General features: G+C 46.4%; 18 protein-coding genes. 5 read left to right on the top strand and 13 right to left on the bottom strand.

Annotated elements, in window-relative coordinates; all coding sequences use genetic code 11:
* The 11 genes from OIU26_RS25590 to OIU26_RS25540 all read right to left on the bottom strand — a co-directional run.
* Positions 1–3,887 (bottom strand): amino acid adenylation domain-containing protein (locus OIU26_RS25590; RefSeq protein ID WP_264218396.1); only part of this gene is annotated, 3,887 nt, incomplete at its 3' end.
* A 51-nt stretch (positions 3,888–3,938) separates the two neighbouring features.
* A complete protein-coding gene (locus OIU26_RS25585; protein WP_064962318.1) occupies positions 3,939–5,804 on the bottom strand; it encodes an ABC transporter ATP-binding protein in 1,866 nt (621 codons plus the stop codon).
* A complete protein-coding gene (locus OIU26_RS25580) occupies positions 5,779–7,608 on the bottom strand; it encodes an ABC transporter ATP-binding protein (RefSeq protein WP_264218395.1) in 1,830 nt (609 codons plus the stop codon). Before OIU26_RS25580 ends, OIU26_RS25585 begins: the two co-directional genes overlap by 26 nt.
* Before the next feature lie 215 nt (positions 7,609–7,823).
* Complete coding sequence (locus tag OIU26_RS25575; protein WP_264218394.1) at positions 7,824–8,648, bottom strand: alpha/beta fold hydrolase; 825 nt, start codon at positions 8,646–8,648, stop codon at positions 7,824–7,826.
* Positions 8,649–9,449: 801 nt separating this feature from the next.
* Positions 9,450–10,427: a class II fructose-bisphosphatase gene (gene glpX / locus OIU26_RS25570; protein WP_014599716.1), complete on the bottom strand. Its 978-nt coding sequence runs from the start codon at positions 10,425–10,427 to the stop codon at positions 9,450–9,452.
* Positions 10,428–10,572: 145 nt separating this feature from the next.
* Positions 10,573–11,376, bottom strand: a complete 804-nt coding sequence (locus tag OIU26_RS25565; RefSeq protein ID WP_013370995.1) for a pyruvate, water dikinase regulatory protein — start codon at positions 11,374–11,376, stop codon at positions 10,573–10,575.
* A gap of 13 nt (positions 11,377–11,389) precedes the next feature.
* Positions 11,390–12,085 carry a helix-turn-helix transcriptional regulator gene (locus tag OIU26_RS25560; RefSeq protein ID WP_052452861.1) on the bottom strand — a complete coding sequence of 232 codons (696 nt, stop codon included), beginning with the start codon at positions 12,083–12,085 and terminating at the stop codon, positions 11,390–11,392.
* A gap of 156 nt (positions 12,086–12,241) precedes the next feature.
* The gene (locus OIU26_RS25555) at positions 12,242–13,453 is read right to left on the bottom strand and encodes an ABC transporter permease (protein WP_013370993.1); all 1,212 of its coding nucleotides are present in this window, start codon (positions 13,451–13,453) and stop codon (positions 12,242–12,244) included.
* The gene (locus OIU26_RS25550; protein WP_013370992.1) at positions 13,450–14,169 is read right to left on the bottom strand and encodes an ABC transporter ATP-binding protein; all 720 of its coding nucleotides are present in this window, start codon (positions 14,167–14,169) and stop codon (positions 13,450–13,452) included. The genes OIU26_RS25555 and OIU26_RS25550 overlap by 4 nt, the downstream gene beginning before the upstream one ends.
* Positions 14,170–14,175: 6 nt before the next feature.
* Positions 14,176–15,636, bottom strand: coding sequence for an efflux RND transporter periplasmic adaptor subunit (locus OIU26_RS25545; RefSeq protein ID WP_264218393.1), 1,461 nt, complete (start codon positions 15,634–15,636; stop codon positions 14,176–14,178).
* 13 nt (positions 15,637–15,649) lie between these two features.
* A complete protein-coding gene (locus tag OIU26_RS25540; protein WP_264218392.1) occupies positions 15,650–16,816 on the bottom strand; it encodes a TolC family protein in 1,167 nt (388 codons plus the stop codon).
* A 320-nt stretch (positions 16,817–17,136) separates the two neighbouring features.
* Between OIU26_RS25540 and OIU26_RS25535 the strand changes: the two genes are divergently transcribed.
* Positions 17,137–17,325 (top strand): hypothetical protein, encoded by a 189-nt coding sequence (locus OIU26_RS25535; RefSeq protein ID WP_129549203.1) that lies wholly within the window; start codon positions 17,137–17,139, stop codon positions 17,323–17,325.
* 143 nt (positions 17,326–17,468) lie between these two features.
* Here OIU26_RS25535 and OIU26_RS25530 read toward each other — a convergent pair whose 3' ends face one another.
* Together OIU26_RS25530 and OIU26_RS25525 are read right to left on the bottom strand one after the other, a co-directional pair.
* Positions 17,469–17,792: an MGMT family protein gene (locus OIU26_RS25530; RefSeq protein WP_013370988.1), complete on the bottom strand. Its 324-nt coding sequence runs from the start codon at positions 17,790–17,792 to the stop codon at positions 17,469–17,471.
* A gap of 116 nt (positions 17,793–17,908) precedes the next feature.
* A complete protein-coding gene (locus tag OIU26_RS25525; RefSeq protein WP_264218391.1) occupies positions 17,909–19,069 on the bottom strand; it encodes a GDSL-type esterase/lipase family protein in 1,161 nt (386 codons plus the stop codon).
* A 334-nt stretch (positions 19,070–19,403) separates the two neighbouring features.
* Between OIU26_RS25525 and OIU26_RS25520 the strand changes: the two genes are divergently transcribed.
* From OIU26_RS25520 to OIU26_RS25505, 4 genes are all read left to right on the top strand, one after another.
* Complete coding sequence (locus OIU26_RS25520; RefSeq protein WP_058831512.1) at positions 19,404–19,829, top strand: CHRD domain-containing protein; 426 nt, start codon at positions 19,404–19,406, stop codon at positions 19,827–19,829.
* 197 nt (positions 19,830–20,026) lie between these two features.
* On the top strand, positions 20,027–21,280 hold the full coding sequence (locus OIU26_RS25515) for an acyltransferase family protein (protein WP_264218390.1): 1,254 nt from the start codon (positions 20,027–20,029) through the stop codon (positions 21,278–21,280).
* A 49-nt stretch (positions 21,281–21,329) separates the two neighbouring features.
* Positions 21,330–22,031, top strand: a complete 702-nt coding sequence (locus OIU26_RS25510; protein ID WP_064962309.1) for a response regulator transcription factor — start codon at positions 21,330–21,332, stop codon at positions 22,029–22,031.
* A gap of 15 nt (positions 22,032–22,046) precedes the next feature.
* Positions 22,047–23,153 carry a HAMP domain-containing sensor histidine kinase gene (locus OIU26_RS25505; protein ID WP_264218389.1) on the top strand — a complete coding sequence of 369 codons (1,107 nt, stop codon included), beginning with the start codon at positions 22,047–22,049 and terminating at the stop codon, positions 23,151–23,153.
* The last annotated feature ends 2 nt before the right edge of the window (positions 23,154–23,155 follow it).

Here is a 23,155-nt window from a genome sequence, read left to right as displayed (position 1 = left end):
GATTTACGAGTGTAATCCTTAGGCAATGCCTCTTGAGCAGCACCAGCTCGCTCCACCTGCTCCCAATACGCACGTTCCTTCTCCAACGCGGTGCTGTTCGCATAAGCTGCCAGTTGATCAGCCCACAGGCGGAAGGAATCCGTCTTATTCGGCAAGCGGACAGACTCGCCCTGTAAAGCCTGCTCATAGCCGGATGCCAGATCCTCCAGCAAAATACGCCATGACACGCCGTCGACCACCAAATGGTGGATCGCCACCAGCAAATGGTCTCCATCGGTGCAACGGAACAGACCCAGCTTCACCAGAGGACCTTCATCTAGACGGATGCTGCTTTGGATTTCGCTGGCTTTGTTCTCCAGCAAATGAGCAAAGTCAGACTCCGTGGTATAATCCATCACTTCGAGGCTATACAGCTCTCCTTCTTGCACGCCACGGTTCCATGCTTCATAACCACCGTCTGCATTCTGGCGGAATACGATGCGCAAAGCATCATGATGCTCGACAATGCGTTGCAATGTCTGATGAAGCGCCGTTTCGTCCAAACGATCCTCACGGTGTAACATCAGAGCCTGGTTGTAGTGTTCAGGATGGGATGGCTGCTGTTCAATAAACCAGTTCTGAATCGGTGTCAATGCCACGTTTCCTCTGACTTCTCCTTGATCGGACACGCGGGTCACCCGCTGCACTCGTCCATTCAGCTCAGCAATCGTTGGATACTGGAACAGCTCCCTCATTTCCAGTTTGTAACCATTTTGCAGCAGTCTTGAAGACACCTGGATGGCCTTGATCGAGTCGCCGCCCAAATGAAAAAAGTTATCCAGAACACCAATCTGTTCGATACCCAGTACAGATTGCCATACCGATACCAATGTCCGCTCTACCTCATTACGAGCGGCTACATAATCCTCGCCGGAATCCACGCTTCCCTCCGGCTGCGGCAACGCACGCCGATCCACTTTGCCATTTGGTGTCAATGGCAATTGTTCCAGCTGTACAAAATACGACGGCACCATGTAACCCGGCAACTCCTGACTCAAGTCGCTTCGCAGCTCACTTGCTGTGATATCCGCAAGGGTGACCACATATGCGCAGAGCTGTTTTTGTCCCTGCTCATCCTCACGTGCAATGACCACAGCTTCTTGCACTGCCTCCAGCTTCAACAGCTGTGCTTCCACCTCGCCCAGCTCAATCCGGTAGCCACGGATTTTCACCTGTGCGTCGATCCGTCCTTTGTATTCCAACGTTCCGTCCTCATTCCAGCGCACCAAATCGCCTGTACGGTAGCAGCGCTCACCGCTGCGGAAAGGACTGTCTATGAACTTTTCAGCCGTTAAATCAGGACGATTCCGGTAGCCACGTGCCACCCCGTCGCCGCCAACGATCAGTTCCCCCCATGCTCCCACAGGCTGAAGCTGCATGGAACGATCTACAACATACGCTGTGGAGTTGTAGATCGGACGCCCGATCGGCACCGCTTCCGATTGCACGCCAGCAATTGCATGAGTTGTAGAAAAAGTTGTATTTTCCGTTGGGCCATAGCCGTTGATAATCCGTAGGGACGGATGAGCCTCCAGCACCCGGTTAATGTGCGGTACGGATAACACATCACCGCCGACCAGCAGTTCTTGTACCCCCTCGAACAACTCCAGATCCTGCTGGGATAGCTGGTTAAAGAGTGGCGCAGTTAGCCACATTGTCGTAATACCATGGCTGCGGACAGCTTCCTTGAGCTTCGGAGCGTCCAAAATAACATCCTGACTTACCAGTACAAGCTGTCCTCCATTCAGCAACGCACCCCAAATTTCGAAGGTGGACGCGTCAAAGACAACGGCACCAGTTTGCAAAATGCGCGTGTCAGCACCCAGTTGCGCATAGTTTGTATTTTTCACCAAACGCACGACATTGCGATGCTCTACCATAACTCCTTTAGGCTGTCCGGTCGTACCCGAAGTGTACATAAGATAGGCTAGTCGATTGCCAAATGTATGTGCTCCAGTAGTACTGTCTACGACAGACGAAGAAGATTCCTTTAAAAGCTCATTTTTCAGATTTAAATAATGGGTAAAATCTGCATGACTAGCTTCGTTTTGTTCCCCATGTATGTTATTCACGTCTTGGTTATTCTCTGCCCCGTACACAGCGGCATCGCTCAGATCCAGCACGATTCCGGTGTAATCCTCCAGCTGCTGTTCCGCATGCTGCACCAGCAGCAACTCCGCTCCCGAATCTTCCAACAGGTAGCGCACACGTTCAGCCGGATAATCAGGGTCAATTGGCACATATGCGCCGCCCGCTTTGAGAATCGCAAGCATACCGACGATCATATCTGCGGAACGCTCTGCAACGATACCTACAGTTCGCTCGGCAGTTACACCGTGCCCGCGCAGCGTGTGAGCCAGTCGATTGGCTTTTACATTCAATTCGCCATAAGTTAAATGGGCATTGCCAGACACAACTGCTGTCTGATTCGGTGTACGTGCCGCCTGTTCCTCAAACAGCTCATGAATGCCTGCTTCGTGTGGATATTCCACTGCTGTAGCATTGAATACGTCGACGATTTCCGCCCGTTCTTCCTCACTGATCAGCGACAATTCCTGTATTCGCTTGTGTGGGCCCTGTACCATATGCTCCGCCACACTCAAAAATTGTCGAATAATTCGAGCTATTTCCTGCTCACTAAACAGCTCGGTACGATAATCCAGGTATAATACGAGTCTATCGTCATCCAGCATTTCAACCATGTGAATATCGAAGTCATTCACTGTATCTCCGCAGAAATCGTTATCCACCTGCTGAATCGCTTCATCAAAACGAGAGAAACTCAATGTACGGTACTGAATGGATGCCCCAAACAGACGCTGGATGTCCAGACTGCTTTGCTGTTCACGTAAATCTTGAATAATTTTGTTGTACGGGTAACGCTGATGCCGCAAAATGGACGCCTGCTCCTTCCCTACACCCTGTAAGAAGGCCAGCAGTTCGGATTCCGGTTCGACCAGCAGACGCGTAGCCACGGTGCTGACGAACATGCCGATGGTATCCTTTTCTTTCTTAGACGTACGGTTGGCATAGAGTGTTCCTACAGTTAAGTCCTGCTCACCCGTCACTTTATGCAAATAAATATACAGAGCGGCTAGGAAGAACGTGAAAATACTGATTTTATGTTCCTCGCAAAAAGCCGTAACACCACGATACAATCCATGTTCCAGTATAAAACTTTCCCGGCGTGCAGCTGTGCTCAGTGTCAGCGGGTTATATGATTTTAGACCTGTGGTCTCTGGCAAATCAGCAAACTTTTCCGTCCAATACGTTTTGTCCTTTTGATAGCGATCAGATTGCTCATAGCTTTGCTCTACCTGAATAAAATCCAGATAAGGATTGCTCTTGCTCGGTGCATCCTGGCCTGTACCATGAACAATATCCATATAATGTCCAGTGATTTCATTAATGGCCTGATTCATGGACACCCCGTCCGAAATAATATGATGCATTTTAAAATTAAACCAGGTTTCTTCTGCCCCTAACTGCAAAATAACAAATCGGTACAGCTGCGAATCCAACAATGAGAACGGCTGTGGATTATGGCGCTTTAACCATTCATTCGCTTCTTCCGGGGTTACTTGAAGCGTTTCAATACTTTCCGCTGTAAACGGCTCTACATATTGATATGGGATTCCATCCTGAGCAGTGATTTTGATACGGAAAGAATCGTTTTGGGCAATCACCCGGTTCATTGCTTGCTGCAATGCATCTATACGAACAGTTCCTCTGATTTTTACAGTAGCAATAATGGTTGAAGTGTTCCGATGAGGATACAAAAGCTCCGTGTACCAAATACGTTGCTGTGGCTGGCTTAAGGAAAACAATTGAACATCTTGCTGTGTCATCCGTCTCTCTCCTCGCAAAATAGATATTTGGTAAAAAGAAAATTCGCATATTTATGCGGTTTGTTCCTCGGGATGCTTTCGAAACTGAAGCTCGTACAGCTCCGCATAATGACCTCCCTCAGCAAGGAGCTGGTCATGAGTTCCCTGTTCTTTGAGCTCGCCATCGGCAAGGACACAGATCGTATCCGCCCGTTCAATTGTAGACAATCGATGGGCAATAACTAATGTGGTGCGATCCTTCATCAGCTCATCTAAGCCCTGCTGAACTTCGTATTCCGACTCTGCATCCAGGGCTGAGGTCGCTTCATCCAGCAGCAAAATCGGTGCATTTTTGAGCAGAGCACGGGCAATCGCAATCCGCTGTCTTTGTCCGCCGGACAAATTGGCTCCGCGTTCACCGACAATCGTGTCATAACCCTCCGGAAGCTCAGCTATGAAGCCGCTGGCATAGGCTGTTTTGGCCGCAACCTTTACTTCCTCATCGGTGGCATCCGGTGAGCCAAAACGGATATTATCCGCTACTGTACCATGGAACAGTGTAGCCTCCTGTGGCACATAGGCCATCAATTCCCTAACCTCATCCAACCGAAATTCTTCTGCCAAGCGGCCACGAACTCGCAGCACTCCTTCATCCGGTGGGTAAAATCCCAGTAACAGCTTCATCACTGTGCTTTTGCCACCCCCACTCGGACCGACAATCGCGGTTACCTGCCCTTCTGGCACAACCAAGTTCAATCCTCGCAGCGTTGGACGGTCTGGCTGATAGCCAAAGGTAATGTTATGCAGTTCCAGCGCAGCCGCAGTCTGTTCAATGGCGAGGTCTGAACCCACAGTCTCGACACCGCCATAAGATTCCTTAGGTTCACGGGCGGATGAAGCTGATACCTCCAGATCGATAAGCCCGGTTACTGATCCCTTCTGCTTCGCCGCAGGGAACTGTTCCTCTTCCTTCGACTCATTCAAGATTTCGCGGATACGCGCCAAGCCTGCCAAAGAGTTTTGTAACAGGGATACAGCCGCCCCCAGTTCCAAAAACACCGTTGAAATACCCGTTTGCAGCTGCACAATCTGTCCCAAAACTCCAAGTTCCATTTGCTTCTGCGAAACCAGGATCAATCCGGCAACAAGCACACCGCCCAATGTAATAAATTCAATGACAAAATTGCACATATCCTGCAAGCCCATATGACGTCCCTGTCGGATACTAATGCGATTTATGTCTTCGCTTGCATCGTTGCAAAGTCCGCCTACCTTTGCCCTGAGCCCAAACAACTTCACCGTCTGTAATCCGGAAAGCAAATCACTCAATCGTTCTGTAAATCTGCTCATCCGTCCCTGTAGTTCTTCGCTCGTGTGTCGCATTTTCTTCGCGAAATGAGCATTTATCCAGGCTGAAGCCAAACCAAGTAAAACCGCCATAGCCCCAAATCGCCAATCCAGCACCATCAGAATGACTAATGAGCCTAAGAAAAGCGAAGTTTCCAGTATAATCGAGCGAATATGAACGGTATAAGCCTGCTCCAGCGCTTGCACATCGTTCGTCATGCGGGATACAAGATTACCCGAATGATGTTTTTCGGCTTTTTCATACGATAGCTTGACAACATGGCCGAATAGCTTCATTCGTACATCGGCAATCGCAAGCTTGACACAGCGTTTATACATATAGCTGCACACAGGGGAAATAAGACTTAATGCCAAAAATGTCCCGCTGACCAGATAGACCGCTCGATATAGCTCCTGTACATCGCCATTAACCGCAAAATTCAGCAGATTATGCACCACAAAAGAAAGCAAAATTGTGATGCTGGCATTGGTTAGACTGTTGCCAACCAACCCCGTAAAATACCATTTTCGATGCGGCTTCATCAGGGACATCAATTGCTTAAATTCATAAAACCCCTGCTTGAAGGTCACGACGCTCACTCCTTTCCTCAGGCAGTGAATACCCGTCTTCCTCCGTTTGCTGTCCTTCAAAATTTTGCAAATACAGCTTTCGGTACACACCATCACGGCCTAGTAATTCCTCATGTGTACCTGATTCCACAATGCTCCCCTGATCAAGTACGATAATGCGGTTCGCCTGGCGTACAGTTGACAGTCGATGAGCTATGACCAGTACCGTCCGGTCTTGCATGGCTGCATTCATTGCAATCTGTACCTGAGCCTCCGACTGGCTATCAAGTGCTGAAGTCGGCTCGTCCAGTAAAAGCAGCGGAGCATTTTTCAGCAATGCTCTTGCTATAGAAATACGCTGCTTTTGTCCGCCGGACAATCCGCCTCCCCGCTCGCTCAACAGAGTTTCATATCCCTCTGGTAGCTGAACAATAAAGTCATGCGCATGTGCCGCTTTCGCCGCCTCGACAATTTCTTTCCGAGTCGCCTCCAGACGGCCATATCCGATATTTTCTGCAATGGTGGCCGGAAAAAGCGACGGTTCCTGAGATACCATCGAGATATGGCTACGTAGGCTTGTTAGGTTCCAATCTGTCAAATTCTTGCCAAATAATTGAACGGTTCCAGCATGTTCTCCAGGTTCATTAAATCCGCATAGCAGCTTGAAAATTGTGCTTTTACCGCCACCGCTGGCCCCAACAATCGCTACCGTTTCACCTTGTCCTACCTGAAAGCTAATATCCTTCAGCACCGTGTTCCCTTCGTTGTAGCCAAAGGTCAAATGCTCAAAGCTGACTACAGCAATGTCGTCCTTGCTTTCTGCATCGTCTTCCTTGAGATTTTGGCTTATTGTAGTGATTTTCCCGTCTTGCCGTTCATCCGGCCAATCCAGCACCTCAAACAAATGCTTCGCAGCTCCCTCTGCTTCCTTCATTTGTGAAATGAGTGTCGGCAGCATGGCGACAGGCTGCAAGATGAACGAAATCAGATATAAAAAAAGGACAATGCCTCCAGCATTCAGCTCACCTTGTTGAATCAGATATCCCCCGCACACTATGACCAAAATAATTGGTGTTGCCAGCATCATCACACCTACTGGGGTGATGAACGCATAGCGTTTTTCCAGCCGCAGCCCACGCCGGATGACCTCCTCCGTAATCACCAAATACTTCTTCAACAGCACAGCCTGCATATTGAATGCCTTGACGATAGGAAGTCCTCCAATTGCATCCTGTCCCACCGCATTCAAATGAGCAATTTTCTCCTGAAGCTCCTTGGAATATTTTTCAATTGGCTTGCTCATCAGTGAGGTGATAATCATTCCTACAGGCATAAGCGCAAGACTTGCCAAAACCAGTTTCCAGCTTGTCAGTAAAAGCAACGTTAATGATGCTGTAAACACAAGTGGCAAATAAAACAGATTAGCAAATTGCTGGATAAAAAAGTTCTGCAACAGCGCCGTATTGTTTGTTAGACGGGATACCAGATCTCCGGTGAACTTCCTCTCCACGCTAGAAACAGGTAAATCATAAAACTTATGTACGAGATCGCCTCTCAAGTCACGCAGTGCACTAACACTAAATCGTGCTGAAGCGTACCTCATCACAAACTTACAAGGCATTCCAATGACCGTCATACCAACAACTAGATAGATCATGTTCTGGGTGGAGGAGAATGTGCCCTGTGCCATTTGCTCTATGGCCTTCCCCAAAATAATGTCAATAGCTGCTAAACACAAAGAAGAAATTACGGTTATAAAAACCCAAAGGTTATACGGTTTTATATAACGTGTAAGTCTCCTAAAAGCAGAATTTGCTCGAAACAAGGGCATCCCTCTTTTTCATTGCCCACACTTTATGCAGTGCGAACTATTTAGATTGGCGATGGACGTCGTTGAAGTAAACTCTGTGTCTGAAATGAATGAGTGCCTGTACAGTAAAGTTGGATTTTAATCTATGTTGGGAAATGCATCATGGTGGGTTGTTTTATCGGTTATTGCTGAGATGGTGATAGCGAAGTGCATCGTGATGTGTGGGACAGTCAACTCTGCCTAAATCGTGGTTGTAGAGTACTTGTGTTGCAAGCTGTATGAGCTGCCGCAGTGTGGGCCATCGGCGAGGATGCGGAAAGAATGTCCTCGACTGCACTCATAACCTCTTGCTCTTGTTCATGGATGAAAAAGTGATTGCCTTCGAACATCCGGACATCCATAGGTGACATCGTATGCTGCTGCCAGGCACGGAGTGAGTCTGTGCTAACCTCAAAATCCTTCGTTCCCCCTAGAACCGTCATCGGGCATGCCAGTGGATTTCCCGGCTGATAAACATAAGTTTCACATACCTTAAAATCTGCACGCAGACGAGGCATAATAATTTGCATCAATTCAGTATTTTGCAGCACCTCTTCGGGGGTGCCCTGCATCAAACGGAGCTCTTCGGTGAAAGAATCATCTACTAAATCATGGAGTCGTTTTTTGGAGTATGGAATATGAGGGGCGGATTTGCCAGATACGATGATATGCACAGGTAGTTTTCCTGTTTTGCTGTACAACTGCCGTGCTGTTTCAAATGCAATCAGTGCCCCCATGCTATGTCCAAAAAAGGCAAAAGGCTTATTCATGTATGGAGCCATAGCGGGAACCAGCGATTGAACGATGTCTTGAAGGGTTTCCATTGGAGCTTCAATGGAGCGGGCCTCACGTCCTGGGAGTTGTATTGGCAACACAGTAATATCAGGTGCGAGCCTGGACTTCCAAGAGTTAAATATGTAAGCACCGCCGCCGGCGTAGGGGAAGCAAAATAGTTGGAGCTTCGCAGTTGGTTGGACCTCTGTTTTCGCGAACCAAGATTGTGATCGAGTCGTCATATGAATTCCTCCATCCTCTATGAAGTAATAATTTTACAATAAATCCTTATATATCTTTTTTTCTTCCAACACTTTCTAGCTTTTTTAAATATACAAACTTTAAAACGGCTTGACATGGGACAAAAGTGCTAAATTACTAGACTTCATAAAAATAAACCAAAATCCATATTATGCTATTTGTTTCCAAACTACAAAAGCAACAATTTTACTTTTTCGCTCATTATCTGCCCATCATGATCTGCAAATTTGGCTTAAAACATAATTTCACATTTTCACGAACATTGTAAAACTAAAATCATTATGATTTACAATTACGCCTAAACCCCTTATCCTATAACAATTTTATCTTTACATGCCATTAACATAAATGTAACAAATTCAACCTGATATCATCCGACAAATTCCGACTTTTTTCGCACCTCCCTTCAACCTCCTATATAATGGAACTAATTTAAAACAACCACACACAAACCCAAATTAATAACTCTTTAAATTTTTAATAAACAGGTTTTTTATATAGTTCCAAAGAACTATATTATGCATAATTTTTTTTGACTCTTCGTCTAAAAAAATTAGTTCGAATTGATTTTTTCTCTTCCAAAGCTATGTTTTTTCTTTGCCCTAATAGAAACGTTTCAATTTCACTTCAAAAGTGCCTGTTTTTTAGAAATTTATATCCTTGCTTTTACTCTTTTATCCCCAAAAAACAGTAACAGCAAGTCTCCCTTTAGTCAGAGACTTGCTGTTTTATAAGTTTATTATGATTGAATTCACCAGTGAAGGAAGTCTTGACTTCAAATTTCAAGAGGATGCCGCGGCTGCAAGCGTACCGGAAGAATCAGCTGTATGATGAATACTTCGCACGAAACGAATCGTTTTTGTATCTGAATGCATTACAACTGAATGGGTTTCAGCTCTGTGACCAGGCAGAGAACGAACCCCCTGCAACCACTCACCAGGCGTAACGCCTGTAGCCACAAACATCACGCCTTGGCGTCCGACCATGTCCTCCATCGACAGCAACGCCCCTGGATCAGTAATACCCATGCGTTTGCAACGTGCAATCTCTTCTTCTCCATGAGGAAGCAGACGGCCTTGTATTTCTCCGCCCATGCATTTCAGCGCGGCCGCGGCCAATACACCCTCAGGAGCACCGCCAGAGCCGATATGCAAATCTACACCGCTATCCAGGCAGGTTTCAATTGCGCCCATCACATCCCCATGACCAAGCAGCTTGATCCGAACGCCGCTTTCCCGCAGAAGCTGGATAATCCCGGCATGCCGTGAACGATCCAGAATCGACACCGTAAGATCGGACAAGGATTTCCCCAGTATGCGCGCTGCTTTTGACAATGTAGTCGGAATCGTGTCTTCTAGTGACAGCTTTCCAGCCAATGCCGGACCAACAGCTAATTTTTGCATGTACATATCCGGAGCGTGTAGTAGACTACCACGAGGTGCAGCAGCAATGACCGACAGTGCGTTATTCAAACCGTTCGCCACCGTTTCCGTCCCTTCGAGAGGATCAACAGCAATATCCATGGCCGGCCCTCTGCGATTGCCTACTCTCTCTCCAATATACAGCATGGGAGCCTCATCCATTTCACCTTCACCAATCACGACCGTGCCGTCCATGGATACCGCATTAAAATGAGTACGAATGGCTACTGTTGCCGCCTCGTCCGCGCTATTCTTATCTCCACGCCCTGTCCATTGTGCCGATTGCAGTGCCGCTGCCTCTGTTACCCGAACGAATTCCAATGCCATTTGACTCTCCATACCTATCCCTCCACCTCTCCTAAAAATAATTGTTACCCACAGGCAAATAATATTTCACGGCAGCTTTGCTGCCATTTTATATTTACACTCCTGTATCCCGTGATTCATATTTTCTTTATAAACGTTGCTTCTAAGTTGCTTCGCTTTATAGCATTCTAACAATCAAGCCTGCTGTCTCTTCAATTGCTTTATCTGTAACATCAATGACTGGACAATTCAGCTCTTTAAACAAAGACTGCGCATACGCGATTTCCTCTTCCACCCTCGTCGCTGTAGCATACTGCACATTATTAGGAAGCCCCATTACCTTCAGTCGTTCACTGCGTATTTTCAACAGTAGCTCCGGCTGGATCGTCAATCCGAACACTCGGCCACGCTGAACATCCTTCAACTGAACAGGTGGTGTCAGCTCCGGTACAACCGGTATGTTGACTGTTTTATAACCTTTATGTGCGAGAAACATGGATAAAGGAGTTTTGGAAATACGAGACACCCCAAGCAATACTATATCTGCTTTGAGAATAGCGCTCACATCTTTGCCATCATCGTATTGAACCGCAAAATCCAGTGCCTCTACACGCCGAAAATAGTTGTCGTCCAGTCGGTGCAATAGACCAGGCTTCTCTTTGGGATCGTTATGAAACGTATCGGCAAACGCCTGCATCATCGGTCCCATAATATCGACAGCCCGCACATTCAGCCGAACAGCCTCCTCTTTCATCGCCTCTCTCAATTCCGGCTGTACCAGCGTATAAGCTACAAAGCCTTTACGCTCGGCAACTTCCTCCATTACCCGACTCAGCTCGTCTTCATCCCTCACATTCATAAATCTTTTGATCTCTGTGTCTGGTAACTCAAATTGGCGCATGGTCGCCTGTACGACAGCTTCTGCCGTCTCACCAATCGAGTCTGAACAGATCGCTATAAAATGACTGCTCGCCTGAACCATTCGATTCCTCCCATTAATCCTCTGCTACCATATCGAGCAACATTTTAATAATATTTGTCTTTGTAATACGTCCCACGACTTTCCAGTGCTCTCCTGGTTTGTCAGAATCCGAAGGGACGACGACAGGCAGACTGTCGATTTGACGGGCAATAATTTTGCGTGCTGCCTCTAGTACGGTATCCTCTGGGGAAACAGTGACCACATTCGCCTGTCGGGTCATCACAAGACTGACAGGAATGGTTGCTGCATTGGGATTGCCTAACGTCACTTTGAGTAAATCCTTGCGGGAAGCCACCCCTGCCAAATCTCCATCTTCATCGGTGACGATCAAATTGCTCACATTTTCCAAAAACAGAGCTACGACAGCTTCCTGAATTGTGGTTGTTTCACGTACGATGACTGGAACCCCGTGAAGATCACCGACCTTCATTTGCAAAAGCCGGAATTTTTCCTCCCGGTTCGGCGTACCCCGCTTTCCAACAAAATAACCGACCTTGGGCTTAGCATCTATGTAATTCAAAATGCCCAATTTGGATAGGTCGGTCCGAATGGTCGCCTTACTGAGATTAAGCATTTCCGCAATCTGATCACCCGTAATCGGGGCATGCTTTTGTACGATGTTTAAAATTTCTACTTGTCTTGCCGTAAGGTCGATGATGAACGCCCCTCCTTTTTTGCTTGCGATCTGATATTGAATATAATACGTCATATATAATAATAAATCAACCTAAAAAAGCATATAAAACATCACATATATAAAATTAAAGTGGTTATTCATGTTTTTTCATCATTTAAAACACTTATTCCATACAAAAAACGGGCGCTTTATCCCCCCTCTTTCGAGTAAGGCAAAGCACCCGCTTTCCTATTCGTATCTTAAAGCATCAATCGGACGCAGCTTCGAGGCTTTGCGCGCCGGATATACTCCGAACAGCACTCCGACTCCCATGCAGCACAGAAAAGAGTACAGTACTGGCTCTATCGAATACACAATCGGCATTTGGACGAATTTCTCAAGCAGCTTTGCACCCCCAAGACCCACCATAACGCCGACCAGTCCACCCATTAGACTGAGAAAAACAGCCTCAGCCACAAACTGCAGCATAATATCACTGCGTTGCGCACCAATCGCTTTGCGAATTCCAATCTCCCTCGTACGCTCCGTGACAGACACCAGCATAATATTCATAATGCCAACACCACCAACGCCGAGCGCAATTGCAGCCACGCCGATCAGTAGCATATTCATAACCCGGTCAACCCCGGACACTGTTTTTAGGATTTCCGTCTGGGTCATAATTTGAAAATCATCGCCCTCTGATGGCTTTAGCTCATGTCTGACACGCAGCACCTGCCGAATTTGAGCACTTGCCTGATCAATCTTGTCCTCCGTTGTTGCAGAGGCATTCACCTGCTGAATGCTCATATTACCTAGTCGTTCCATCCCCGTTGTGATTGGCACATATACCTGCTGTCCGCTATTATTCATATTTGAATTGGAATTAGCCAGCACACCAACCACCTTAAAGGGCAGTTGTTTGATCATAATGATCTCACCTACCGCTTTGGAAGCATCCGGGCCAAAAATATTACGGGCCGCATCACTCCCCAATACAGCCACATTCAATCGTTTATCCACTTCATAGTGGGTAAACGATCTGCCCTGAGCGAGCGATAACTTTCTCACATGAACAAATCCCAGCGAGGTCCCCTCGATTTGCCCGCTGACCTTATTGCGACTCCATGTAATATCTGCATTGGTCATCGCACTTGGCGCCACCTCGGCTACTGCTTTTTGCTGCTCTAGTGCCTCAATATCCTCCAAAGATATTCCTTTCGTCTGATTGAACGACATGGAACTTGACCCATCATATGGAGCATAAGGATAGATCATCAGCAGATTATTTCCCATACTATTGATCTGCGATGTAATTGTAGCGGTTGATCCTTTACCGATGGCTACAATCGCAATCACAGCGGCTACTCCGATAATAATACCCACCATGGTCAGCAAGGATCGCAGCATATTGGTTCGCAAACTATTGAGCGACACACGAATAATTTCCTGAAACTTCATGCCTTCACTTCCTCTGCCGCCATTCTTCGTTCCTCAACAGGCTGATCCTTTTCAATCCGCCCATCTCGAAAATGAATCAGACGCTTGGCGTATTCCGCAACCTCTTGATCATGAGTAACCAGTACAACCGTTTTCCCCTGATCGTTCAGACGCTGAAAAATCCCCATGATTTCCACACTTGTTTTGGAGTCCAAAGCTCCTGTCGGTTCATCCGCTAAGAGAATAACCGGATTGTTCACAAGTGCCCGCGCAATGGATACCCGTTGCTGCTGACCGCCTGACAATTCATTTGGCCTGTTGTTCATCCGATCGCCTAGACCTACGCTTGTGAGGGCATCCATAGCCCGCAAACGACGCTCCTTGGCAGAAACCCCCGCATAGATCATAGGCAGTTCCACGTTTTCCAGAGCTGTGGATCGTGGAAGTAAATGGAATTTCTGAAATACAAATCCGATTTTCTGATTACGTATAATAGCCAGTTCATCCTCGCGGGCATCTAAGATCGAATATCCGTCCAAATAAAATTGTCCTGACGTAGGTAAATCCAGACAGCCGATAACATTCATCATCGTGGACTTGCCTGATCCAGACGGTCCCATAATCGCAACAAAATCACCGTCAGCAATATCAAGTTGAACCTCACGCAGAGCATGAATTTCCTGATCTCCGACATGGTACACTTTTTTCAAACCCTCAATCTGAATAACATATCTCATGCCCGTTTAAAAGCCTCCCTGCATGCCGCCCATTGCGGAAGGATCTGGCGGAGGTTCAGGGGCAGGCACAATAATCGTGTCACCCTCCTTAACACCGGACTTAAGCTCTACTCGGTCTGGCGTGTAAAATCCGAGTTCTACGGGCTTGAATGTACGTGTCCCCGGATTCGCAGCGTTATTAGCGGAAACATACACGCCATCCTGTCCTCCTTCGGATCTCAGGGCAGTCGCAGGAACGAACAGTACATTTTTGTGGACTCCCAAAATAACGGCCACATTCATAATCATGCCTGTTTTAAGCTTACCTTTCGGGTCATGAACAGACAGCTCCATCAGATACGTCGTCATCCCTTCATCCGTAGAGGCTTCCGGTGAGACAAATTGCACCTTGCCTGGAAACGATTCACCCGGATATGCATTGGTCGTCAACACAGCCGAAAGCCCCTTTTTGACCTTGACAATGTCGTTCTGACTTACCTTCACAACTACCTTAAGATCGTTAGAATCCGAGTTATTCATGACAATAAATGGAGCCGTCGGACTGGTTCCCACATCCCCGTTTACCTTCAAGATCACTCCGTCCCAAGGTGCCGTGACCTGAAGCTTGTTCAGTTCATTTTTTTTCTGCTCTAGCTCAGTCGCCAGTCTTCGCACCTCTATCCGTGAGGACTGAATACTCGATGCATCAGCCGGAACCTGAGTCTTGCGAAGCTCAGCCAATGCGGCACGGTAGCCGATTTCAGCCTCTGAAATGGAACGACGTTTTTGCGATATAATCTTGCGGAACTGTAAATCTAGATTATCATAGTCCGTTTGTGCTTTATCCAATGCTTGCTCTGCCTGCTCCAATTCACTGTTGGATACAGCCCCGGCATCATGTAAAAACTTTTGGTCTTCATATGCCTTCCGCGCTTGCTCCAACTGCTTTTGGGAAGCTTTCTTCTGACTTTCGGCCTCTTCCAACTCAAATGATTCTTGCGCTGTATCGACAGCCATTTTGGCCCGAAGTACATTTGTTTTCTGAATTTCAATATCTTCCGCTTTCGGACCCTTCTCCAATTCAGCCAACTTGGCTTTGGATATCTCTAAAGAATCAGACGCACTTTGAATTTGCATTTTAATTTCTGAACTGTCTAGAAGCGCCAGCACTTGCCCTTTTTTGACCTTGTCCCCGGCTTTCACGTTCACCGTAGCCAGCTTGTTATCGCCTGCACTCGTAAAGTTCAGTTTCACTTCCTTGGATGCTTGCACGGTGCCGGACGTGTCCAGCTTCTCGCTCACATCGCCGCGCTCTACTTTAAACGTCTCGTCCTGAACTACAGGTGCTGCCTGCTCTTTGGGCATATTCAGATATACTGCTGCTCCGCCTCCGCCTACAACCAGTAAAACAATCGCAGTCCAGATCCACTTTTTTCTCCGTTTTCTCCGTAGCTTGATTAAAGCATCATTTAAAACCGTTTCTGCCAACGCCTTTTCCTCCCTATGTGCTCCATGGCTTGTTCAACGTATACTCATTTTGATCCAACTCGATCGCCAGCTCTTCCATTTGCCGTTCAATCTGGTTCACTTTTAACTGGTTGTTTTTCAATTCCATCTCAATAATCAGACCTCTGGCCCACTTTTTGTGTGATAACTCCAAGGCCTCTTTTGCCGTACGCAAGCTTTCTTCCAGTTGTACGTATTTCTTTTGGTTTTCCTTAACCGTGGCATACAAATTGCGGAGTGATTCGGCAAAATCCTTTTGACCTTTGGCAAGCTCCTCTTTAGCTGTATCGACATCCATTTTAGCTAGATCGTAAGCACCTGCGCCGTTGTTAAAATCAAAATATCTTACATTAAGTTCCGAAGTTTTGATACTATCCTCCAGCTTCCACAAATTTGGATTCATGTCTGTCAGCTGTTGTATATGTAATTCGATATCCAGCTTCTTCGGTTCTTTGTACACAGGTCGATCCACCATTTCATAGGCTGTCCCGTTAGGCTGTCCCATGAGGAAGTTGAGTGCATCTCTGGATTTTTGCAATGCAATTTTTCCCTGTTCGACCGCTTGTTCCGCCTGGACCCTGGCCTGTGTGCTCTCGTTTTTCGCATATTCAGACAGCTTGCCACGCGCAAATTTGGCAAGGGCAATCTTTTCCTCCGCTTGGGCGATTTCCAGCGCCTCCAGATCATTTTTCAGCTGATTCTCTGCTACAAACACACTTTGATAGCTTTTCATTACATTAAAATAAATCTGGTCTTTAGCGTATTGCGCCTGCTTTTTGCTGGCTAGATAAGATAGCGTTGAGGAACTGTAATTCCTCCAGGACGTTTCATTATCCACATACGCATCGTCTATATAATCGACAGGTGAATTGCCCAGCTCCTTTTCTGCATTTTTTAATTCAAGTCTGCGCCGCTCTACATCCCGCTCGGCAGAACGCGTATTGTAGCTGTTCGTCTGTGCCCATTCTACTGCCTGCTTGAGCGTTAATGGAGGTAGAGTCTGTCCCGTGACAGATGATGTCTTCGGCGTAGCCGCAGCAGATGATGAATTAACTGACACATTTGCTGTAATGCTTCCTGATGAACTGTCAGCCTGGACAGTGGTGACCAAGCCTGTTGAAAAAGACAGTACAAGCAGCACGGCAGCCGCTTTTGGCTTCATAAATGAGTTTCTCCCCTTTCAAGTGCATCCTTCGAATCTTTTCCATTCTTTTCGACATAAATTTCCACGAATTCCTCGCATTCTAATTGTACTTTCAGGTTTATGTTGGTACAAGGTGTCAAAACAATACATTTTTGTAACCTTTACTGTCAGATTACTCGTTGTAAGCTACTTTACTTCCCACTAGACATAGATTTAAGCTGTTTTTACCTGAACTTTACCTAAATTTCAGCTAATTTTAAGGAAACCAACAGCATCTATTAAGGTTTGGAACATATAATAGAGAAAGAATAACAGCCGCTCACTAGGAGGGTTAATAGATGATAAAAGAATCTCGCATGACAACTACTAACGAACCGTCTGATTTGTGGATGACTCGCTTTTTACGCGAATCAGAACAAAAAAAGAAACAACTCATTCGGGAAGCCCGAAAAAATAACGATCTACCGCTGATGAACAGTATTTCTTTTCACCTTGCCCAGCGTGACCAGCAGCATCTGATTGGATAAGCTTATTGGGAAATCTAGTGCTATATATGAACGCCATTCTTCATCAATCTACATGATACGCCAGTTTAAAAAGAGACGAGACAAATCAAAACTATGATTTGTCCCATCTCTTTTTGGCGAGGATTTAGACTAGTGTTCCCCGCCTATTCTTCCGTCTCCGTCTGCGGATGATAAAGATATTGATCCAGCGGGATACGTCCGTTTGCATTAAACTGTATGCCCTCCTCTTCTAAGTACAGGCGCTGCAGGGAGGCGGATTCATCCTCCTGCAAAGCAATCTCTCCCAAGCGGTTGACTACTCTATGCCATGGAAGTCGATGTTTTTGGCTCAGTGTATGCAAAATTCGCACCACCTGTCTAGCACCTCTTGGGCTTCCGGCCTCTGCCGCAATTTGACCGTAAGTCATTACTTTTCCCTCAGGGATCAGCAATATAATTTGAAGCACACGGGCAGTGAAAGGCTGCATGTTCTAATTCCTCCGAATTACTATTGCTTTTTTCCATTATTATAGCACCCTGAACATAAGCCAAAAACCCCTGTTCCTACAAATGTAAGAAACAGAGGTAAAACCAGCATTGAAATTTAGAATCCACTCAGACCCTGTCTTTTTAAATCGTGTGCTACTAATCGCGCCAGTTCCCTTGCTCCTGCAAAGTTTGGATGTAGTGTATCACCGTTCATATACAAAGCCAGCGTAGCTTCTTTGCCAATAGAAGTGAAATAAGCTGAACTGAGCACATTCAGATCGACTAAAGGCGTTTGTTCCTCTTGAGCCAGCGCCAAAATAGCGCTTCTATACCATCTGTTTTCTGCGTTGTGTACATTGTTAGCATTAAAGTCAGTGGCTCGTCCTTGCGGTGTTGACAGAATTACCGTCGCCCCCTTAGCCTTCACCTGCCGGATCATATCTCGCATCCAATCCTTAAACTCCGCTTCGCTTTCGTTATGCTTTGGATTGGTGTCATTAATGCCTAATTGGAGAATAAAATAATCCCCTGGCTTGATATATTGAACGATAGCCTCCAACTGACCGTCCTGATGGAATCCTCTAGCAATCTGGCCCCCTGACGCCATATTGCGAATTTGAAAAGTATTCGTGTTTACAAACTCTGGCAGCAGTTGACCCCATCCTGCCTGCACGCTGCTATCTAGCGGATAATAGTTACATACCGTAGAATCCCCGCCGATATAAATCGTACGATTCGTAACCGGATTGCTAGACAATTGCCTGATTTCCAGTGCACTGAGTGTGAAGACCGCGCCCTCTTTCCCTTTAGTAATCAGTAGATTTAACTGTCCGTCTGTCACTGGAATTTGAAAGCGATCCTTGGCCCCATTCCCCGTCATATTTATGACCTGATACACCCCTTCGGCCGCAACACTCGAACGGGAAGTATTACCTAAAGTAACCGACACCTCATATAAACCTGGAGGAAGATCGACGTCAAAAGTATTCTTGCTTTTCGTACCTGTAGTCAGGAATTGTACCGCATCACTTGCCACCCCAGTCCCCGATGCACTGACATTACGCATATTCTCAGGGGTACGAAAGCCATAGCCACGTGCTGAGTCATAGGACAGCGAAGCGCTCACTCCGGTATAACCCGTTTCGACCATACCTCCGCCAAAATCAAACTTGTACTCGCCATTGGATGCATGTGCCGGAGTAGCTATACCCACCCCTGGCGCACCACATAAAAAAGCTGCTAAAAGCATACCAGTCAATCCTTTTTTCCACTTCATTCTTCATTCCTCCTCCAGATTTTTAATTGTAAGAAGCAAAGAATATTTAATGTAAGCGAATACATAAAATTCTACCAATGGTTGCACGGTTGTACCTATGTAATTCTTATGCAAATAAAAAGTTGACGTAGCCAAATAAACAACAGGATTCGTTATCTGCGTACCTCTTACAATAGTAATTGTAGCCCAACTAAATCAAGTGGAATTTGAAGAGATATAGTTCCCTTTGAGCAGAACCCGTAAACACACACATCTTCTGATGAATAGGCAAATGTACAGCCCTTTCTCTGGTTCTGTGAATACACTAAACCAACACTGGGAAAGGAGGGACGTAATGTCTAATAAGTTTAGAGCCACGTTGAGGGGGGCTAATGAAGTGCCTCCTGTCAGAACAAATGCGACAGGAACTGCGGAATTTCGTTACCGTCCAGCGAGCCAGCAATTAAGCTTTGAACTGACGGTCCGCAATATTTCACGAGTAACTGAAGCGCACATTCATCTGGGACGAAGAGGTGAAAACGGACCTGTTGTCGCTACCCTGTTTGGCCCTTCGAAGTTTGGGATTACCGTAAGAAGAGGCGTCGTTACCGGCGTGCTGCGTGCATTTGATCTTACTGGTCCGCTCAGAGGCAGAACCATTAATGATTTGGTATGCCAAATTAGAGAGGGCAACGCCTACGTCAATGTCCACACGATCCGTCATCCGAACGGTGCCATTCGTGGACAAATCAGACGCGCACCTATCAAACGTTGCAAATAACAAATGGACATGAGTACTAAAAGAACTTCCATGCTGCTCATTTTGAGCCTATGGAAGTTCTTTTTCTTAATCTTAACAAAAGTTAAGAAGTTCATAAGCGATTCTTAAGCCAATCCCTTTCAGATTGTTAAGAACTTTATCTTTTAATAGAAAGAGTTCAACAAGATACAGTTCACTACTGAAAGGAAATGAAGCTTATGAAGCCTACGACCAAAGAAAAAATTCCCGAATTACAGTTGGTCAGAGCCATGGCGATTTTGGCCGTCTTAATGGTACATGCCACTTCTTATGCAACGGTTCAACTTACACATTCCAGCCTTTATGTTGTATATAATGCGCTCAATGTGTTGATGAAGTATGGTACCCCTGTATTTATCGCGCTTAGCAGCATGGTGCTGTTCTACAACTATAAGGATCGTCCAATGGGACGACAGCTTTTGAGCCGCTTTTATAAGCAGAGATTGCTGTATATTCTCGTACCTTATGTCATGTTCTCTCTCTTTTATTTCATCCTGTCCCTTATGGCTGGCAGTAACGAACCATGGAGTATAACTACACTGGCGGAAAGTTTTGCTCTGAAGCTGGTCACAGGCAAAGCCTACACCCATTTATATTATATTTTTATCATGATGCAATTCTATCTTGCATTTCCATGCGTACTGTGTCTGTTCCAGCGTTATCGGCAATTTCCGCAATGGTCTATTGTCATTGGGCTGCTGGTACAGTGGGCATTTATAATTAGCAATAAATTTCTCTTTCAGGTTCAAAATAAAGGCAGCTGGGCGCTGTCCTATGTGGCCTGTTACATGCTGGGCGCTGCTCTCGGTTACTATTATCCCCAGCTCCGAACTTGGTTTCTGATGCGTAAAGGGGAACGAAGCTTTGTCAACGTGCTGACCTGGATTGCAATTTGGGCTTTATGGCTGATTTCAGCCATCATTCATGTCTATATGTGGTATGAAAATAGAATGTTCGGAACCTCGTACAATTCGCTGGTTTTTGAACTTATGTATAATATATACAGCCTGTCCAGTACGCTGGTATTGTTACAGATTTCCTTTCTCATGTATAGGAGACAACATTCCATTGTCATTCGCAAGCTGGAACGTCTGGGTACACTGTCCTTTGGGGTGTATCTGGTCCATCCGTTTTTCCTGCTCCTGTATCGGCAGTTTTCACCACACATCGGTTCGCCGCAGCTTATTCATGTGTGGTACGCTGGAGGTTTTTTCTGTGCACTTCTTTGCTCTTGGCTCGTCGTGTCGTTCATCGCCCGCTTCCTGCCATGTGCGTGGATTTTGTTCGGTCAGCTGCCGGGTACAGGAAAAAGGAACTTCAAGCAAGAAGAGCGTATGTCTTCGCCCTTAAACGTTACTATTCAAAGGCTGATGATACCCGACAAACGATCTGAGAAGAGTGTCCATAGCCTCCACCGCCAAAAAGATATATAATACGCCCATATTGTATACTGCTGGAAAGAACAGAAAGGGTGCGCGGGCCATGCATAACGGAACCATTTTATTAGTAGACGATGAACCTGAAATAATTAAGCTCATGCAAATATATTTAGAAAATGAAGGATATCGCTTGCTCATGGCACGGGACGGACTGGAAGCGCTGGAGCAGGTTAATCGGGAACAGATAGATGTGATGGTGCTGGATGTGATGATGCCCAACATGGACGGGATTGAAGCCTGCATGAAAATCAGGGAAACCGAACACTTTCCGATCATTATGTTGTCTGCGAAGGGACAAGATATGGACAAAATTACAGGGCTTAGCGTTGGGGCCGATGATTATGTCACCAAGCCGTTCAGCCCGCTGGAGCTAGTGGCACGCATCAAATCCCAGCTACGTAGAGTACGGAAGTATACCCATTCCTCTCCTGTATTGGAGCATGAAATGGTACTGGATGAACTCTCCATTAACACTGTTACGCATGAGGTCACTCTCGCTGGAGAATCCGTTAAGCTGACTCCGCGTGAATTCGCCATTGTTGAGCTTTTGGCTCGACACCGGGGGCAAGTGCTGAGCATGGAGCAGATTTATGAGAAGGTCTGGAAGGAGCAATATCTGGAATCCAACAACACGCTAATGGTTCATGTGCGTAAAATTCGCGAGAAAATTGAGACTGATCCGAGAAAGCCCAAATACCTGAAAACAGTGTGGGGCATCGGCTATAAAATGGAAAAATTCGATTAATGGAGGACTTGCGTCTTGAAGGCAAAACGATATGATACGCTGGGATGGAAGCTGGCAGCTCTTAGCCTTGCTGCCTTCACTTTAACTGGACTGATTTTAATGGTGTTTTATTATGGAGCGTCTTTGCTGTTATGGCTGAATCCCTCCCGTTCATTTTTCGGCACCCGTCTGATCCGCTGGACCGTAAATCATATTGGTTCCTCACTGATCATGCTGGTGAGCGGGCTGCCTTTATATATTTATTTCTTTTTCCTTTTTACCAAAAATACGATTGGCTATCTACGCGAGATTACGAAAGGGATGCAGAAGTTCGCGGACGGAAATCTATCCTATTCGATTCCGGTATCTTCAGCGGACGAGCTGGCAAGCTTGGCGAAAAATATGAATACCATGGCAGACAAGCTCCGTCTCTCACTAGAAGAAGAACGGGCTTCCGCCAAAGCCAAAAACGACCTGATCACTGGCGTATCCCACGATCTTCGCACCCCGCTAACCTCTGTGATTGGCTTTTTGGAGTATATTGAAGCCGACCGCTACCGGGACGAAATTGAGCTGCGCTACTATGTAAACATTGCTTATGAAAAATCGCTGACGCTGAAAAAGCTGATCGACGAATTGTTTGAGTACACGCGTGTGAGCGGTGGTAGCCTGCCTCTGGAGCTGGAGCCTGTAGACCTCGGCAAATTGCTCACTCAACTTGCTGAAGAATTTGTACCCTCACTGGAACAGGCGGACATGTCTTATCGTGTCCGAATCGTTGAGCCTGTGCGGATTTTGGCCGATACGGACGAGCTGGTACGCCTGTATGAAAATTTATTTTCCAACGCGATTCGATACGGAAAGGATGGCAAACGTTTCGATATCACCATCGGACGTGAAGGCGATGAAGCGATAGTGATCTGCACCAACTACGGTGCCCCGATTCCACCGGAAGATGTCCCGCATCTGTTTGAACGGTTTTATCGAGTGGACAAATCACGCTCCAAGGAAACCGGAGGCACCGGGCTGGGTCTTGCCATTACCAAAAGCATTACCGAGCTGCACAATGGCCGCATTTCGGTTAGGAGCAATCGCAGACAAACGGATTTTGAAACCCGTTTTCCGCTCTATCGCGCCCGTTAGAC

The organism is Paenibacillus sp. BT-177, assembly GCF_025846815.2.
GTDB classification, from domain to species: domain Bacteria; phylum Bacillota; class Bacilli; order Paenibacillales; family Paenibacillaceae; genus Paenibacillus; species Paenibacillus polymyxa_C.
The sequence above is the reverse complement of the archived record's forward strand: the minus strand, read 5'-3'. Positions and strand labels throughout refer to the sequence as shown.

Coding starts and splice junctions, on each gene's coding strand:
- OIU26_RS25575 (WP_264218394.1), bottom strand. CDS start 8,648: ATGACGACTCGATCACAATCTTGGTTCGCGAAAACAGAGGTCCAACCA.
- glpX (WP_014599716.1), bottom strand. CDS start 10,427: ATGGAGAGTCAAATGGCATTGGAATTCGTTCGGGTAACAGAGGCAGCG.
- OIU26_RS25565 (WP_013370995.1), bottom strand. CDS start 11,376: ATGGTTCAGGCGAGCAGTCATTTTATAGCGATCTGTTCAGACTCGATT.
- OIU26_RS25560 (WP_052452861.1), bottom strand. CDS start 12,085: ATGACGTATTATATTCAATATCAGATCGCAAGCAAAAAAGGAGGGGCG.
- OIU26_RS25555 (WP_013370993.1), bottom strand. CDS start 13,453: ATGAAGTTTCAGGAAATTATTCGTGTGTCGCTCAATAGTTTGCGAACC.
- OIU26_RS25550 (WP_013370992.1), bottom strand. CDS start 14,169: ATGAGATATGTTATTCAGATTGAGGGTTTGAAAAAAGTGTACCATGTC.
- OIU26_RS25540 (WP_264218392.1), bottom strand. CDS start 16,816: ATGAAGCCAAAAGCGGCTGCCGTGCTGCTTGTACTGTCTTTTTCAACA.
- OIU26_RS25535 (WP_129549203.1), top strand. CDS start 17,137: ATGATAAAAGAATCTCGCATGACAACTACTAACGAACCGTCTGATTTG.
- OIU26_RS25530 (WP_013370988.1), bottom strand. CDS start 17,792: ATGCAGCCTTTCACTGCCCGTGTGCTTCAAATTATATTGCTGATCCCT.
- OIU26_RS25525 (WP_264218391.1), bottom strand. CDS start 19,069: ATGAAGTGGAAAAAAGGATTGACTGGTATGCTTTTAGCAGCTTTTTTA.
- OIU26_RS25520 (WP_058831512.1), top strand. CDS start 19,404: ATGTCTAATAAGTTTAGAGCCACGTTGAGGGGGGCTAATGAAGTGCCT.
- OIU26_RS25515 (WP_264218390.1), top strand. CDS start 20,027: ATGAAGCCTACGACCAAAGAAAAAATTCCCGAATTACAGTTGGTCAGA.
- OIU26_RS25510 (WP_064962309.1), top strand. CDS start 21,330: ATGCATAACGGAACCATTTTATTAGTAGACGATGAACCTGAAATAATT.